Origin of the sequence: Defluviimonas sp. D31, from assembly GCF_033436765.1 — a bacterium.
Lineage (GTDB): Bacteria > Pseudomonadota > Alphaproteobacteria > Rhodobacterales > Rhodobacteraceae > Albidovulum.
In genome coordinates this window covers 23,321-39,588 of record NZ_JAWQFN010000012.1, presented here as the reverse complement: position 1 = coordinate 39,588, position 16,268 = coordinate 23,321, and the positions used below count along the sequence as shown (strand labels likewise).

Here is a 16,268-nt window from a genome sequence, read left to right as displayed (position 1 = left end):
AACCACGTGGGAATGGTTGCGCGATGGCAGACTTCACCATCCTTGCACTCGGCGGAGACGGGATCGGCCCCGAGGTTCTGGGGGCGACCCTCGATGTGATCGAAGTGGCCTCGGGCCTCGCAGGCATCCGGCTCGATATCGCCGAGGACCTGCTTCACGGCGCCGCCTGGGAGGCCCACGGCACCTTCTGCAGCGACGAGACAGTCACGGCAGCCAAGGCCGCCGACGCGGTTCTGGTCGGCGCCGTGGGCGGGCCGGAATGGGACGATATCCGCGTGCCCGGCGGGCCGGAGATGCAGGACGGGCTGATGCGGCTCCGCAAGGCGCTCGACGCCTACGCCGGCCTGAGGCCCGCCCGCGCCTGGCCGGGGCTCGGGCGGTTCACGCCGTTCCGTGAAGGGCTCGCCGAGGGGGCCGACATCATGGTGCTGCGCGAGATGACCGGCGGCGTGATGTTCGCCTCCCCGCGCGGGCAGGAGCGGCGCGCGGGCCGCCGCTACGGCTTCGACACCGCCGCCTATGACGAGGAGGAGATCGCCCGCATCGCCCATGCCGGCTTCCGCCTCGCGCGGGCGCGGAAGGGCCGGCTCGTCTCGGCCGACAAGGCCAACGTGATGGAAAGCTACAAGCTCTGGCGCGCGGTGGTGACCGAGGTCGCGGCCGAATACCCGGACGTGGCGCTCACGCATATGTATGCCGACAACTGCGCCTTCCAGATGGTGCGGACCCCCCTGGCCTTCGACGTGGTGATGGGCTGCAACCTGATCGGCGACTTCCTGTCGGACCTCGCCGCCGTCGTCTCGGGCTCGCTCGGGCTCCTGCCCTCGGCCTGCCTCTGCGGGTCGCCGGGCGAGCGGGTGAAGGGCATCTACGAGCCGGTCCACGGCTCGGCCCCCGACATTGCCGGGCAGGGCATCGCCAACCCGGTCGGCACGATCCTCTCGGCGGCGATGATGTTCGAGCATTCCCTCGCCCTGCCCGCCACCGCCCGCCGGATCGAGGCGGCGGTGGAGCGGGTGCTGGCCTCGGGCCATCTGACCCCCGACCTCGGCGGCGCGGCCACGACCGCCGGCCTGACCGACGCCGTCATCGCGGAGCTGCGCGCGTGACGAGCTTCGACTATATCGTCGCCGGCGGCGGATCGGCGGGCTGCGCGCTGGCCGCGCGGCTGGCCGAGAACCCCGACGTGACGGTTGCCCTGATCGAGGCGGGCGGCCGTGGCCGCGACCTCTTCATCCGGATGCCCGCCGGCAACGGCTTCATCTTCGGCAATCCTAAGCATGACTGGGGCTATTCCTCGGTGCCGCAGGCGGCCCTTGGCGGGCGGCGCATCTACTACGCGCGCGGGCGCGGGCTCGGCGGCTCGTCGATCATGAACGGCATGATCTACATGCGCGGCGTGCCGGCCGATTACGATGGCTGGCGGCAGATGGGGCTTCCGGGCTGGTCCCACGCCGATCTCCTGCCCTATTTCCGTCGCTCCGAGGGTGCGCGGGACCGGCGCGATCCCTGGCACGGGGTCGGGGGGCCGCTGAAGACAGAGCTTTCGGCCAATTTCGGCACGCTCGACCAGGCGTTCATCGACGCGGCACAGGCGACCGGGCACCGGCTTCTGGACGATTTCAACGGCCCCGACCGGACCGGCGTGGCCCGCACCGATTCGACCGTCCACCGCGGCATCCGCCAGTCCTCGGCCATCGCCTACCTCGGAAAGCAGCCCGGCAACCTTACCGTGCTGACCCATCGCCAGGTGGCCCGGATCACCTTCGAAGGAATCCGTGCGACGGGGGTCGAGACCGTGACCGGCGAGCGTTTCGAGGCGCGGCGGGAGGTGATCCTCTGCCAGGGCGCCTTCGCGACGCCGCAGACCCTGATGCTGTCCGGGATCGGCCCCGCCGCGCATCTGGCGGCGCACGGCATCCCGGTCGTGGCCGACCTGCCCGGCGTCGGCGCGCATCTTGCCGACCATGTCGATGTGTCGATGCAATACGGCTCGGACCGGATGGACCTCTCGCTCGCCCGTCACCAGCGGCTCGACAAGGCGGCCGCGCTCATGGCCAACTGGCTTCTCTTCAAGCGGGGGCCCGGCGGCGGGGCGTTCTTCTCAGCCGTCCTCTTTCACGCCTTCGACGACCCCGCGCTGCCGGAACTGGAGGTCTTCATGACCCCGATGATCGTCGAGGAGAACCTCACGAACGGCGACCGGGAGCGCACACCGTGGTCGCAATGGCTCGGCCGCAAGCTCCTGGTGCGGGGCCGCAAGGTCGCGAAACCCGGCGTGCAGATCGACATCAACCAGGAACGGCCCCGGTCGCTGGGCACCGTGCGGCTGGCGAGCGCCGACCCGAGGGCGCATCCGCTGATCGACCCGAACTATTATGCCGATCCGCGCGACCTGAAGGAGCTGGTCGACGGCGTGAAGGTGATGCGCGAGGTGATGGCGCAGCCTCAGATCGCCCGCTTTGTGACCGGTGAACTGGAGCCGTGGCGGAACGCGCGGACCGACGCCGAGATCGAGGCGGCGGTACGGGCCACGACCTATACCGGCCACCACCCCTGCTCGACCGCGCGGATGGGGGGCGACCATGACCCGATGGCGGTCCTTGACGCCGGGTTGCGGGTACGGGGGGTCGAGGGGCTGCGCGTATGCGATGCCTCGGCGATGCCGACCCAGATCACCGGCAACCTCAACGCCACCGTAATCGCGATGGCGGAAAAGGCCGCCGACCTGATCCTCGACCGTGCGGCCCCGGCACCCGAATTCCCCTCCGAACATCCGAAGGAGACAGCGGCATGAGCATGACCTGCGGCGAGGCGACGATGCGGCTTCTGGCGCGCTACGGCGTCACCACGGTCTTCGGGATACCGGGCGTCCATACGCTCGATCTTTGCCGGGGGCTCTCGGGCGGGCAGAACGCCGGGGCGATCACCCATGTCCAGACCCGCAACGAACAGGGCGCGGGCTTCATGGCCGAGGGCTGGGCGCGGGCGACCGGCGAGGTCGGCGTCGCTGTCGTCATCTCCGGCCCCGGCGTGACCAACGCCGCGACGGCGCTCGGGCAGTGCCATGCCGACAGCCTTCCTATGCTTCTCGTTTCGGCCGAACCCGAGGCGAAGACCATCGGCAAGGGCTGGGGGGTGCTCCATGAGATCACCGAGCAGAAGCGGGTGACCGAGCCGCTTTGCGCGTTTTCCGCGACCGCGCGGCGGGCGGCGGATGTGCCCGACCTGATGGCCCGCGCGTTTTCGATCTTCGCGAGCCAGCGCCCGCGTCCTTGCCATATCTCGCTGCCGATCGACGTACAGGCCGAGATCGTCGAGGAAATCTGGGAGCCGGTCGCCCTGCCCGCCCGCCCCGCGCCCGCTCCGTCCAAGATAGCCGAGGCGGCGCGGATGCTCCGGGCCGCGACCTGCCCCGTGATCATGGTCGGCGGCGGCGCGGCCGGCGCGGCGGGAGACCTGACGGCCATTGCCGAGGTCCTGGGGGCCGTCGTCATCGCCTCGACCGCCGGCAAGGGGATCGTGGCGGACGACCATCCGATGTCGCTCTCGGCATCGACCGTCAGGCCCGAGGCGCAGGCGTTCCTGGCCGAGGCCGACGTGATCCTCGCCGTCGGGAGCGAGCTTTCCGAGACCGACAGTTTCATCGAGCGGATGGAGTTGAGGGGCCGGATCATCCGGGTCGATATCGACCCTGCCAAGATCAGCGATCTCTATCCCGCGACGCTTGGCATCGTCGCCGATGCGGCCCCGGCGATGGCCGCGCTCCGGGCGGCGCTGGCGGAGGTTCCGGGTCGGGCCCGGGACGGCGCGGCGCGCGTGGCGGGGCTGCGGGCACGGATCGCCGAGAACCTGAGCGGATCGGAGCGCCGGCACGCGCGGCTTCTGGCGCTTCTCGACCGGATCGCGCCAGCGGGCACGGTCTGGGCGGGCGATGCCTGCCAGCTCGTCTACACCGGCGCCTTCGCGATGCCGGTGCGCAAGCCGCGCCACTGGTTCTATCCGGCGGGGTTCTGCGCGCTCGGCAATGCGCTGCCGAACGGGATCGGGGCGAAGATGGCGCGTCCGGATGCGCCGGTCGCGGTGCTCGCAGGCGACGGCGGCTTCATGTTCACCATGCCCGAGCTCGTCACCGCCGCCGAGGCCCGGCTGGCCATGCCCATCGTCATCTGGGAGAACGGCGGGCTGAAGCAGATCCAGGACGACATGGATATCCGCGACATCGCCCGTGTCGGCGTGGAAGGGATCAACCCCGATTTTGTCGCCCTCGCACAAGCCTGCCATTGCCACGGCACCTACGCTGACAGCGCGGCGGCATTTACCGAGGCCTTTAAGGGCGCCTTCGAAGCCGACCGGCCCACGGTGATCGTGGTGAGGGAGAACGACGCATGGCTGAGCTGAAAACCTACCGCTACTTCGCCGGCAATGCCTGGCACGAGCCCGCGACCGGGCGCTGGTTCGACAGCGAGAACCCGGCCACGGGCGAGGTCTGGGCGCGCGTTCCCGATTGCGGTGCCGAGGATGTGGCCCGCGCGGTTGCGGCGGCGAAGGCGGCGTTCCACGATGGTTCCTGGGGCCGTATGATGCCGGCCGAACGCGGCCGGGTGCTGCGGCGGATCGGCGACGTGATCAGTGCCCATGCCGAGCGGCTCGGCGCAGTCGAGCTGCGCGACAACGGCCGGCTGCCGAACATCGCGCCGGGGCTGAAACCGGGCGGCTGGCAGGTGGATTCGTTCCATTACTACGCCGGCATGTGCGACAAGCTCGAAGGGCGGCTCATCCCCGCCGAAGTGCCGGACATGCACAACTACCTGACCTGGGAGCCCTTTGGCGTCGTCGCGCTGATCCTGCCCTGGAACTCGCCCGTAGGCACCTTGATCTGGAAGCTCGCGCCCTGTCTGGCCGCGGGCAATACGGTGGTGATCAAGCCCTCCGAACAGGCCTCGTGCTCCACGCTCGACCTGATGGCGGTGCTGGAGGAGGCCGGACTGCCGCCTGGCGTGGTGAACGTCGTCACCGGCTTCGGACCCACCACGGGCGAGCCGCTGATCGACCATCCCGACGTGCGGATGGTGAGCTTCACCGGCGGCGCCGCCGGGGGCCGGGCGGCCGCGACCATCGCGGCGCGGCAGGTGAAGCCGACGGTGATGGAGCTCGGCGGCAAGTCGCCGCAGATCGTGCTGCCCGACGCCGATCTCGACCTTGCGGTGAACGGCATCGCGGCGGGGATCTTCCCGGCGGGCGGGCAAAGCTGCATCTCGGGCTCGCGGCTGCTGGTGCACCGTTCGGTCATCAACGCCTTCACCGAACGGCTGGTCAAGGTAGTGAGGAAAGCCCGTACCGGCCCGCCCGACGATCCCGCCTCGCAGATCGGTCCCATCGCCAACCGGCCGCACTACGAGGCGATCCTGAGACGGATCGCGGCGGCCGAGGCGGCGGGGCACCGGCTCCTGCTCGACGGCCGCACGGCCTGCCGTGACAAGGGCTACTATATCGGCCCAACGATCTTCGCCGATGTGCCGAACGCGTCAGAGCTGGCGCAGAACGAGGTCTTCGGCCCCGTGGTCTCCACCGAGGCCTGGGACGCGGAGACCGAGGTGATCCGCACCGCCAACGACACGCCCTATGGCCTCGCCGCCGGGATCTGGTCGCGCGACGTCGCGAAGGCCATGCGGATGGCCGGGCGGATCGAGGCCGGCACGGTCTACATCAACAACTACTTCAACGCCGCGACGCAAAGCCCCGTCGGCGGCTGGAAGCAGTCCGGCCACGGCCGCGAGAACGGCTGGGAGGGGATGCGCGCCTTCCTGCAGACGAAATCGGTCTGGCTCGCGACGGATCCGCACCAGCCCGACCCGTTCCCCGCCTGAGGACAAAGACGCATGGACACCAGACGCAACGCCCAGTGGAACCACCACCCGGACCTGCCAATTCCGGTCTCGCCCATCATGTCCTGGCCGCCGCGCCCCCTCGCCTGGCTCACATGGATCTCGCGCTACTGGCTCGCGGTCAGCTCGGTCACGATCGAGCTCGCGGCGGCCTTTGCCGTCTATCGCTGGTTCCAGCCCGACTGGGAGACGATGCGCCATCTCGGCCCCGGCTGGATCTTCGCAATCTGGGCTCGGAACATGGTGCTCCTGACCCTTGTGGCGGGCGGGTTGCATCTGTGGTTCATCACGCTCGCGGCGCAGGGCAAGGAACTGAAATTCGATGCCCGCGACCAGGCGAGGAGCAACGGCACGTTCACCTTCAAAAATCAGGTCTGGGACAACATGTTCTGGTCCTACGCGAGTGGTGTCACGGCCTGGACCCTCTGGGAAGTGCTCTATTTCTGGGCCGCCGCAAACGGCTATGCCCCGCAGGTGGGGCTTGCGGAACACCCGATCTGGTTCGTCTTGTGGATGGTGATCATCCCGCTCTGGTCGAGCCTGCATTTCTACTGGATCCACCGCCTGCTGCACTGGCCGCCGATGTACCGGCTCGCCCACAACCTGCATCACCGCAACATCAATATCGGCCCCTGGGCGGGGATCTCGATGCATCCGGTTGAAACCGCGCTCTACTTCTCGTCGGTGGCCATCCATTTCGTTGTGCCCTCGCATCCGGTGCACGTGCTCTTTCACTTTTACCTCGAAGGGCTGAACCCAGCCTTTTCGCACTCCGGCTTCGAGGGGGTCCATGCGGGGGACCGCAAGCGCCTGAGCGCAGGCGACTTTTTCCACCAGCTCCATCACCGCTATTTCGAGTGCAACTACGGCACCGCCGAGATTCCGTGGGACAAGCTCTTCGGCTCGTTCCATGACGGCAGCGAGGAGGCGACCGCCGCCACCCGCGCCCGCAAGAAGCGGATGTACGGATAATCAGGATATGGACATGAAACGCATCTACGACTTCGGGCGCAGGCCCTCGGCCCGCAACTACACGGTCGCCGACCTCAAGGCGCTGAAGGGCTCCGGCCGGAAACTGTCGATGTCGAACCCGGCCAATGCCGCGGAATTGCGCGCCTGCGTCGAGGCGGGCATCGACCTTCTTGTGGTCTGGGCCGAGCAGATCGAGGAGGTGCGCCAGATCGCGCCGCATCACTTCGCCGGGGTCGGCTCGACCTGGGCGCAGTTCGGGACGCTGCCCGAGATCATGGACCACGCCTTCGAGATGATGCGCAAGGGCGGCGACATGTATTACACCTTGCGCTCCTACGACGTGATGGAGGCGCTGGCAAAGGAGGGCATCCCGGTCCAGAGCCATATCGGCCTGATCCCGACCTTCAGCCATTATTCCGGGGGCTTGCGCGCCTTCGGCCGCACCGCGGACGAGGCGATGGAGATCTATCGCACGCTGAAGCGGATGGAGGATGTCGGCGTCTTCGCGGTCGAGGCCGAATGCATCGCCGAGGAGGTGCTGGAGGCGGTGAACGCCAGGACCTCGATCGTCACCTTCTCGCTTGGGTCCGGCAAGGCGGGCGACGTGATCATGTCCTTCGTCGCCGACATCTGCGGCGAGGCGAGCGAGGAGTCGAAGCCGCCGAAACATGCCCATGCGTTCGGCAATGTCGGCCGCCTGCACAGGCAGATCCATGAGGAACGGGTGGCGGCCTTGAACGCCTTTCACAGCGAGGTCGCGGCAGCGAACTTCCCCTACCCGCAGACGAACATCTCGATGCACCCGGACGAGAAGGACAAGTTCCTCGAAGCGCTCGAAAAGGCGTCCTGAGGCGGGACGAATGGCCGAGACCCGCTCCAAGCTGGACCTGCGCGGCGGCCGGGTGTCTGTACCGGCCGGGGAGGCCGTCGCGCGTGCCGCCGCCATCTTCCGCGCGCTCGGCACGACGGAGGACGTGGCGCGGCAGGTGGCGGAGCATCTCGTCGACACCAGCCTCTGCGGCATCGAAAGCCACGGGCTGATGCGGGTCCTGCAATATGCCGAGCAGATGCGCTCGGGCTATCTGAAGGCTGGGGCGGAGCCGGTCTGCCGGGTCACGGGAACCGGGACGACCGAGGTGGACGGGCAAGGCGGCATCGGCATCCCGGCGATGCGGCTGGCCTTCGCCGAGGGCTGCCGGCGGGCGCGGGACAGCGGCATCGCGGCGCTCGCCATCCGCAATGCCGGCCACACCGGTCGGCACGGCGCCTTCGCCGACGAGGCCGCGAAAGACGGGTTCCTGACCTTCCTCATGGGCGGCGGCAACCGCGAGACCTGGCGGCAGGTGGCACCTTATGGCGGGGCGAAGGCGATGCTGCCGACCAATCCGTGGTGCGTTGGGATTCCGGGCGGCGCCGACGGCCCGGTCGTCATGGACTTCGCCACCTCGAAGATCGCCGGCGGCTGGATCTATGCCGCGCGCTCTGCCGGTGCCCTTCTGCCCGAGGGCTGCGTCATCGACCGCGACGGCAAGCCGACCCGCGACCCCGAGGCCTATTTCGCCGGCGGCGCGATCCTGCCCGCGGGCGAACACAAGGGCTACGCGCTGGCGCTGATGGCGGAGCTGATCGGCGAGGCGATGCTCGGCCCCGCCGCCACGGAGTGCAACTGGCTCCTGATCTGCATCGACACCACCCGTTTCCGCGCCGCGCCGCGCATGGCGGAAGTGGCCGAGGAGATCCTGTCCGAACTCCGCGCCTGCCCGCCCGCGCCGGGCTTCGACCGGGTCGAGATCCCCGGCGAGCGCGAGCGCGCCCATCGCGCGGCCTCGGGCGGCGAGATCGCCGTGCCGGAGGCGACCTGGGCCGAGATCGGCGCGCTGGCGCGGTCGCTGGGGGTGCCATGAGCAGCTTTTGCGAGAGCTTCGCACTTTGGGCTTCGGGCGTGATTGTCCCCGAAACGGCGCGGGACGAGGCGCGGCTCGCCCTTCTCGACACCTTCGGCTGCATGATCGCGGGCTGGGACGAGCCGCAGGCCCGCGCCGCGCGCGGGGCCTTCGCGTCCGAGGACACGGCGACCGCCACCGCGCTGATCCTCGGCACGGCCGCCCATGCGCTCGACTTCGACGATTACGAGGTTCCCGGTTCCACCCATCCGAGCGCCCCGATACTCGCCGCCCTCCTCGCCCTGACGCGGGCGGGGGGCCGGCCGCTCGGCGATCTCCTCGACGCCTATGTCGTGGGGTTCGAGGCCATTGTCCGCCTCGGCGAATGGCTGCGCTACGACCATTACAATGCCGGCTGGCATGCCACCGGCACGCTCGGCGCCGTGGGCGCGGCGGCGGCCTCGGCGCGGCTCCTGGGGCTGCCCGCGCCCACCTTCGCCCATGCGCTCGCGATCTCGGCAAGCCTCGCCGGCGGGCTCAAGGCGCAGTTCGGCACCGACGCCAAGGCGCTCCATGCCGGGCTCGCCGCCCGCGCCGGGATCGAGGCGGCGCGGCTCGCCGGTGCCGGGGCGACGGGTGCTGCAGGGGCTTTTGAGGGGCGTTTCGGCTTTGCCGCAATGCATCACGGCGCCAGCGCCGATCCCGGCGAAGTCCTCGCGCGGATCGGCCGCCCGCTCGGGATCGCCGAGCACGCGATCCTGCGCAAGCCCTGGCCCTCCTGCGCCTATACCCACCGGGTGATCGACGCGGGCCTCGCGCTCCGGCCCCGCTTGCCCGATCCGGCGGATTGGGTGCGGATCGTCATCCGCATGCCCGAACCCTTCTTCCGCGTCTCGGGCTTCCTCAGGCCCACGACTGCCAACGAGGCCCGGTTCTCGGCGACCTATTGCGCGCTCGCGGCCCTGATCGACGGCGCCGTCGGTCCGCAGAGCTTCCGGCCCGAGGCGTTCCTCCGCCCCGCAATCGCGGCGCTGCTCGAGCGGACCGGGGTCGATGCCTACGATCCGGGCCCCGCTCTCGACGACATGAGCCCCGATCACCCGGACCGGGTGACGGTGTATCTCGCCGGCGGCGGCACCCTGTCCGAGACCGTCGGCAATGTGGCGGGAGGTCCGGCCCGGCCGATGTCACCGGCCGATATCCGCGCCAAGTTCGCTTCCTGCGGCGGCGATGACGCCACCGCCACGCGCCTTCTCGATCCCGGCCCGGATGCCCGCATCGGGCTTGGCCCAGTCCGTGAGGGGCTTGCTCTCGCCCCCCTCACGCAGAAGAGTTGAGCCATGGACCGAACGATGGACCCCGCGATCCTCAGCCAGTGGATCGGCCGCAGCGAGACCCGGTCGGACAGGATCCGGGCCGAGCCCGCGAACCTGATGGAGATGACGCTCGACCGCGATCCGGTGCTCTGCGACGGCGATCCGCTGCCGCCGCTCTGGCACTGGCTCTATTTCCTGCACTCGGCCAAGCTCAGCGATCTCGGCCGCGACGGGCACCCCGCGCTCGGCGGCTTCCTGCCGCCGGTGGCGCTGCCCCGGCGGATGTGGGCGGGCGGACGGCTCGGCTTCACCGCCCCGCTGAGGATCGGGGCGATGGCGACGAAAACCTCGACGATCAAGGACGTGGCGCTGAAGCAGGGCCGCTCCGGCGCGCTCTGCTTCGTGACCGTGCGGCATGAAATCGCGACCGGTGACGGCCCGGCCCTCTGGGAGGAGCACGACATCGTCTACCGCGAGGATCCGCGTCCGGGCGACGCCGCGCCGGTGCCGCCGGCCGACGACGGCGGCTGGGATGTCACCGAGACCGCCACGGCTTCGGAGGTCATGCTCTTTCGCTACTCGGCGCTGACTTTCAACGGCCACCGCATCCATTACGACCGCGACTATGCCCGCAGCGTCGAGGGCCATGCCGGGCTCGTCGTCCACGGCCCGCTGATCGCAACGATGCTCGCCGACCTCGCGCTGCGCCGGAACCCCGGAGCGACCCTGCGCGCCTTCGAGTTCCGCGCCTTCAGCCCGGTCTGCGACCATCAGGCATTCACGCTCAACGCGCGGCGGTCGGGTGCTGTCACCGAGCTTGCGGCCGCCCGGCCCAGCGCGGGCCTCGCCATGCGCGCGACTGCGACGGTCTGAAGCGGTCGCGGCGCGCCGGCGCGGCCGTCAGCCGCCGGAACCTGCGCGCAGATACGCCACCAGCGCGTCATAGCTGCGCATCTTCGGGTAGTCCGCCTCTGGCATCGGCAACGACAGCGCCTTGCCGAGCGCGGTGACGAGGTTGAGGAAATCGAGCGAGTCGATGTCGCATTCCTCGCGTAGGTCGCCCTTGCGGTCGATCTCGCCCGGATCGACATCGGGGGCGATGCGGCCGAGCTCCTTGCGCACGAGGTCTTCGATCCGGTCCGATGTCATGGCGCCTCCGGTTCCTGCAGGTTGCGGTCGATGGCGCGCAGGAAGAGCGCGCCGCGATGGCCGTCGCTGACCCGGTGGTCGGCGGCGAGCGTGACGGTCGTCGTCATGGCAGCGGCGAGCTTGCCGTTGCGCACAACGGGGCGTTCGGCGGGGGTGCCGAAGCCGACGATGGCGACCTGCGGCGGCTGGATCACGCCCAAAAGCGTGTCGACGCCCCTCTCTCCGAGGCTGGTGACGGTGATCGTCGCCTCCGAGAGTTCGCGGGCGCGGAACCGGCCGGTGCGGACCCGGCCGAGCGTGTCGCGCATCCGCGCCATGAGTGACGCGAGATCGCACTCGCCGGCGCCGAGGATCGCGGGTGCGACGAGCCCGCCGCCGCGCAGGGCTACGGCCATCGCGGCATGAATCTCTGACGAGGGGCGAAACGCGCCGTCGGTGAAATGACCGTTGAACTCGGGGTACTCCCTCGCGGCGCGGATGACCGCATGGAGAAAGAGCGCGCCCATCAGGATCCGGTCTTCCGGCGCTCGGTCGGCATTTGCCGCCGCAAGAAAGGCCGAGGCAGGGGTCAGATCCACCTGCTGCGCGAGGTAGTAATGCGGGATCTCGCGCTTCGAGCGCGCCATCGCTGCGGCGATCGCGACGCGCATCTCGGTCATCGGCGCGGCAGGTTCCGCGGCCGCTTCGCCCGGTGCCTCGATGTCGCGGAGCGTGATCGCCCCTTCCGGTCCCGTGCCCGCGATGGCGCGCAGCCAGGCCTCGTCGAGACCCTTCGTCTCGGCCAGCCGACGCGCCAGCGGCGTGATGCGGAGCCGCTCTCCGGCGGCAGGCGGCGGAGCGGCGGGTTCCGGTCGGGGCGCGGCTTCCGGAGCGGGCGCCTCGGGCTCGGGCTCCGGCGTTGCCACGGGCTCCGGCGTTGCCACGGGCTCCGGCGTGGGGGGCGGAGCGGCGGCCTCGCCGGGGGCGCGGATCACGGCAAGGGGCGTGCCGACGGGGACCTTCGCGCCGGTTCCGACTAGGGTCCGCTCCAGCACGCCGTCCTCGAACACCTCGATCTCGATGGCGCCCTTCTGGGTCTCCACGACCGCGACGATGTCGCCGCGCGCGACGCGGTCTCCCGGCGCCTTCAGCCATTCGACTAGGGTTCCCGCCTCCATGTCGGCGCCGAGCGAGGGCATGCGGAACTCACCCATGCCTCAGCCCTTCCCGCACAGCCGCCGCGCCGCCGCGACGATGGAGGGAACCTGCGGAATCGCCGCCTGTTCGAGATGGCGGGCGTAGGGGATCGGAACCTCGGCGCTGCAGACGCGGGCAAGGGGCGCGTCGAGGTCGAAGAACGCCTCCTCGGCGAGACGCATCCCGATCTCGGCGGCGAGGCTGCCGGTCTTCCAGCCCTCGTCCACCATGAGCGCGCGGTGGGTCTTGGCGACCGAGGCGAAGATCGTTTCCATGTCGAGGGGTCTGAGGCTGCGCAGGTCGATCACCTCGGCTTCGATCCCGTCCTCGGCCAGCGCCTCCGCCGCCTCCAGCGTCTTCCAGAGCGAACCGCCATAGGTGACGAGCGTGATGTCCCGTCCCTCGCGGCGCACGGCCGCCTTGTCGATATCGACGGGACCGGCGTTCTGGGCCAAGTCCCCGGCAATGTTGTAGAGCATCACGTTCTCGAAGATCAGCACCGGGTCGGGGTCCTGCAGCGCGGTCCAGAGCATGCCGCGCGCGTCCTCCAGCGTCGCGGGGGCGAGGACGCGGATACCGGGGATATGCGCGTACCAGCCTTCGAGCGAATGGGAATGCTGGGCCGCGAGCTGGCGTCCGGCGCCGGTCGCCATGCGGATCACCACCGGCACGCCGAAGGTGTTGTTCGACATGTGCCGGTAGGTGGCGGCGGTGTTCAGGATCTGGTCGAGTGCGAGGAGCGAGAAATTGACCGTCATCACCTCGACGATGGGCCGCATCCCCGCCATCGCCGCACCGATCCCCGCGCCGGTGAAGCCGGATTCGGAAAGCGGCGTGTCGCGGATGCGGTCGGGGCCGAAGCGGTCGAGAAGCCCCTTCGAGACCGCATAGCAGCCGCCGTAGCGTCCGACATCCTCGCCCATGAGGAAAACGCGCTCATCCTTCTCCATCGCCTCGGCGATGGCGGCCTTGACCGCCTCGCGGTAGGTCGTCTCGACCATCTTGCCGGGCTTGGCAGGCTCGGGCGGTGCGGGCCGCTCCTCGGCCATGACGTGGCGGGTGAGCGTCTCGACCGGCTCGTCGGTGCCCGCCTCGGCGAAGGCGACGGCCTCGGCGATCTCGGCATCGACCTCGGCGGTGATCGCGGCGACCTCCCCGGCATGGATCAGGCCGTTCTCCTCGAGCCAGCCCTGGAAGCGGACGAGGGGGCCTTTCCGGCGCCAGTCCTCCACCTCCTCCTTCGGGCGGTAGAGCTGGGCGTCGAACATCGAATGCGCGCGGAAGCGGTAGGTGCGGCATTCGAGGAAATGGGGCTCGCCGGTCTCGCGCATCTTGGCCAATGCGCGGCGGGTCGCGGCCTCGACCGCGACGACGTCCATGCCGTCGACCACGTCGGCGGCGACGTCGTAACTGCGTGCCTTGGCGGCGATGTCGGTCTCGGCCTCGGAAAGGTCGAGCGCGGTGCCCATCGCGTAGCCGTTGTTCTCGCAGACAAAGAGCACCGGCAGATCCCAGAGCGAGGCGAGATTCATCGCCTCGTGGAACTCGCCCTCGGCCACCGCGCCCTCGCCGAAGAAGCAGGCGGTGACGGCGTCTGCGCCCTGCATCCTGTCGGCCAGCGCGAGGCCCACGGCGAGCGGCAGCCCGCCGCCGACGATGGCGTTGCCGCCGTAGAAGTTCGCGCGTGCCGAGAAGAGATGCATCGACCCGCCGCGCCCGCCGGCCGAGCCCTCGGCCTTGCCGTACATCTCGGCCAGAACCTCGCCCATCGGCAGGCCGCGCACCAGCGCGTGGCCGTGCTCGCGGTAGGTGGCGACGATCCGGTCGGCTTCCGTCAGAACCGGGATCACGCCCGCCGCCACCGCCTCCTCGCCGTCGTAGAGGTGGAGAAAGCCGCGGATCTTCTCCTGCGTGTAGAGCTCGGCGCATTTGTCCTCGAACCGGCGGATGCGGATCATCGCCTTGAGAAGATCGCGGACATGGCCGTGGTCGAGGCGGGGCTTCAGCGCGGCGTCGGTCATTTCTCGTCACTTTCAAGGGTGGAGATATCGCCCTCCGGCAGGCCGAGTTCGCGCGCCTTCAGGAGCCGGCGCATGATCTTGCCGGAGCGGGTCTTGGGCAGGTTCTCGCGGAACACGATTTCCTTCGGCGCGACGGCAGGGCCGAGCCGCTTCCTCGCATGGCCGAGAAGCTCGCGCTCCAGATCCGGACTTGGCGCGAAGCCCTTGTGCAGCGTGACGTAGGCCTTGACGATCTCGCCCGCCGTCTCGTCGGGAATGCCGATCACGCCCACCTCAGCCACGGCGTCATGCTCGATCAGCGCGCTTTCGACCTCGAAGGGGCCGATGAGGTGGCCGGCGCTCTTGATCACGTCATCGGCGCGGCCGACGAACCAGTAGTAGCCGTCCTTGTCGCGCATCGCGAGGTCGCCGGAGAGGTACCAGCCATCGCGGAAGCACTTCTTGTAGCGCGCCTCCTCGTGCAGGTAGGCGCGCATCATCGAGGGCCAGCCGAGCCGGAGCGCGAGTTCACCGATCGCCTGCGGCTTCGTCAGCTCCTTCACGCCCGCTTCCGTCACCTCGACGATCCCGGCCTCGATCCCCGGCATCGGCTTGCCCATCGAGCCGGGTTTCACGTCCATCGACGCGTAGTTCGCGATCATGATCCCGCCGGTCTCGGTCTGCCACCAGTTGTCGTGGAACGGCATCCCGAAGACCTCCTGCCCCCAGAGAACCGCCTCGGGGTTCAGGGGCTCGCCGACGCTCGCCATGAAACGCAGCCGCGGAAACCTGCGCTTGCCGATCAGCCCGGCCCCGGCGCGCATCAGCATGCGGATCGCGGTCGGGGCGGTGTACCAGACGGTCACGCCTTCCCGGCCGAGGATGTCGTACCAGCGGTCGGGGTCGAACTCGGCCTCGTCCACGATCATCGTCACGCCGATGACGAGGGGCGCGATGATCCCGTAGGAGGTCCCGGTGACCCAGCCGGGATCGGCGGTGCACCAGTAGGTATCCTCTGGCCTGAGGTCGAGCGCGAAGCGCGCCGTCGCGCGATGCGCGACCACGGCCTCGTGGACATGCTGGGCGCCCTTGGGCCGCCCGGTCGTGCCAGAGGTGAAATGAAGGAGCGACGGATCTTCTGGCTTCGTCGGCGCGGTCTCGAACACGTCGCTCGCCGCATCCATCAGGGGGGCAAGCGCGGTGCAGCCCTCTGCCTCGCCGTCGGTGAGGAGCACATGCGCGAGTTCGGGCAGCCGGTCGCGGACCGGTGCCACCTTGCGCCGGTAGAGGCTGGCGGTGGTGATGAGGACTTTCGCCGAGCCGATTTCCATCCGCGCCTGCACCGGTTCCGGCCCAAAGGCCGCGAACATCGGACAGAAGACGGCGCCGGACTTGAGGGTGCCGAGCGCGGCGGCGTATAGCTCCGGCGCGCGGCCGATGAGCGAGTAGACCGCCTCGCCAGGCTTGATGCCGAGCGAGCCGAGCACATTCGCGAAGCGGTTGGCCTCGCGGGTCAGATCGTCATAGGTGACGTCGCGCCGACTGCCGTCGCGGCCAAGCCAGCGGATCGCGATCTTCTCGCCCCGCCCCGCCGCGAGATGGGCATCTAGCGCCTCGTGCGCGATGTTGAGCCCGCCTCCGGGCAGGCCCGCGAGCGCGGCGCGCGCCTCCTCCCAGGAGAACGCCTTCCGCACCGTCGCGTAATCGGGCATGTTCGCGGTGCGCGCCGCGGCCTCGTCCTTGCGCAGGATCTTGTCGCTCATGGGCTCACTCCTTTCGCGAAGTCCCGCGCTTGGCGGGCAGAGATGCCCCGGGGTCGGAAGCCGCGTCAGGGTAGCGCGCCGCCCTGAGGGCGGGTTGATCCGGATCAGCCGGAGCCGGTGG

At 69.8% G+C, this 16,268-nt stretch carries 13 protein-coding genes; 9 read left to right on the top strand and 4 right to left on the bottom strand.

Annotation, left to right across the window (positions count from 1 at the left end):
- Positions 1–23: 23 nt before the first annotated feature.
- The 9 genes from leuB to R5H32_RS17635 are packed head-to-tail and all read left to right on the top strand — an operon-like array spanning position 24 to position 10,932.
- Positions 24–1,109 carry a 3-isopropylmalate dehydrogenase gene (gene leuB / locus R5H32_RS17675; protein WP_318340020.1) on the top strand — a complete coding sequence of 362 codons (1,086 nt, stop codon included), beginning with the start codon at positions 24–26 and terminating at the stop codon, positions 1,107–1,109.
- Positions 1,106–2,797: a GMC family oxidoreductase gene (locus R5H32_RS17670; protein WP_318340019.1), complete on the top strand. Its 1,692-nt coding sequence runs from the start codon at positions 1,106–1,108 to the stop codon at positions 2,795–2,797. Before leuB ends, R5H32_RS17670 begins: the two co-directional genes overlap by 4 nt.
- Positions 2,794–4,401: a 5-guanidino-2-oxopentanoate decarboxylase gene (locus R5H32_RS17665; protein ID WP_318340018.1), complete on the top strand. Its 1,608-nt coding sequence runs from the start codon at positions 2,794–2,796 to the stop codon at positions 4,399–4,401. The genes R5H32_RS17670 and R5H32_RS17665 overlap by 4 nt, the downstream gene beginning before the upstream one ends.
- Positions 4,389–5,870, top strand: coding sequence for an aldehyde dehydrogenase family protein (locus R5H32_RS17660; RefSeq protein WP_318340017.1), 1,482 nt, complete (start codon positions 4,389–4,391; stop codon positions 5,868–5,870). The genes R5H32_RS17665 and R5H32_RS17660 overlap by 13 nt, the downstream gene beginning before the upstream one ends.
- A 12-nt stretch (positions 5,871–5,882) precedes the next feature.
- Positions 5,883–6,860, top strand: a complete 978-nt coding sequence (locus tag R5H32_RS17655) for a sterol desaturase family protein (RefSeq protein ID WP_318340016.1) — start codon at positions 5,883–5,885, stop codon at positions 6,858–6,860.
- 13 nt (positions 6,861–6,873) lie between these two features.
- Complete coding sequence (locus R5H32_RS17650; RefSeq protein WP_318340015.1) at positions 6,874–7,710, top strand: 3-methyl-2-oxobutanoate hydroxymethyltransferase; 837 nt, start codon at positions 6,874–6,876, stop codon at positions 7,708–7,710.
- A gap of 10 nt (positions 7,711–7,720) precedes the next feature.
- The gene (locus R5H32_RS17645) at positions 7,721–8,764 is read left to right on the top strand and encodes an Ldh family oxidoreductase (protein ID WP_318340014.1); all 1,044 of its coding nucleotides are present in this window, start codon (positions 7,721–7,723) and stop codon (positions 8,762–8,764) included.
- Positions 8,761–10,080, top strand: coding sequence for an MmgE/PrpD family protein (locus R5H32_RS17640; protein ID WP_318340013.1), 1,320 nt, complete (start codon positions 8,761–8,763; stop codon positions 10,078–10,080). The genes R5H32_RS17645 and R5H32_RS17640 overlap by 4 nt, the downstream gene beginning before the upstream one ends.
- A gap of 3 nt (positions 10,081–10,083) precedes the next feature.
- A complete protein-coding gene (locus tag R5H32_RS17635; protein ID WP_318340012.1) occupies positions 10,084–10,932 on the top strand; it encodes a MaoC family dehydratase N-terminal domain-containing protein in 849 nt (282 codons plus the stop codon).
- A gap of 27 nt (positions 10,933–10,959) precedes the next feature.
- Here the strand turns inward: R5H32_RS17635 and R5H32_RS17630 are convergent, their stop codons facing one another.
- From R5H32_RS17630 to acsA, 4 genes are read right to left on the bottom strand one after another with little or no spacing between them, the layout of a single operon-like run.
- On the bottom strand, positions 10,960–11,208 hold the full coding sequence (locus R5H32_RS17630) for an acyl carrier protein (protein WP_318340011.1): 249 nt from the start codon (positions 11,206–11,208) through the stop codon (positions 10,960–10,962).
- Entirely contained in the window at positions 11,205–12,401 is a 1,197-nt protein-coding gene (locus R5H32_RS17625; protein WP_318340010.1) for a dihydrolipoamide acetyltransferase family protein, read from the bottom strand. Before R5H32_RS17625 ends, R5H32_RS17630 begins: the two co-directional genes overlap by 4 nt.
- A gap of 3 nt (positions 12,402–12,404) precedes the next feature.
- Positions 12,405–14,405 carry a pyruvate dehydrogenase (acetyl-transferring) E1 component subunit alpha gene (gene pdhA, locus R5H32_RS17620; RefSeq protein ID WP_318340009.1) on the bottom strand — a complete coding sequence of 667 codons (2,001 nt, stop codon included), beginning with the start codon at positions 14,403–14,405 and terminating at the stop codon, positions 12,405–12,407.
- The gene (gene acsA / locus R5H32_RS17615; protein WP_318340008.1) at positions 14,402–16,147 is read right to left on the bottom strand and encodes an acetate--CoA ligase; all 1,746 of its coding nucleotides are present in this window, start codon (positions 16,145–16,147) and stop codon (positions 14,402–14,404) included. The genes pdhA and acsA overlap by 4 nt, the downstream gene beginning before the upstream one ends.
- Positions 16,148–16,268: the final 121 nt, after the last annotated feature.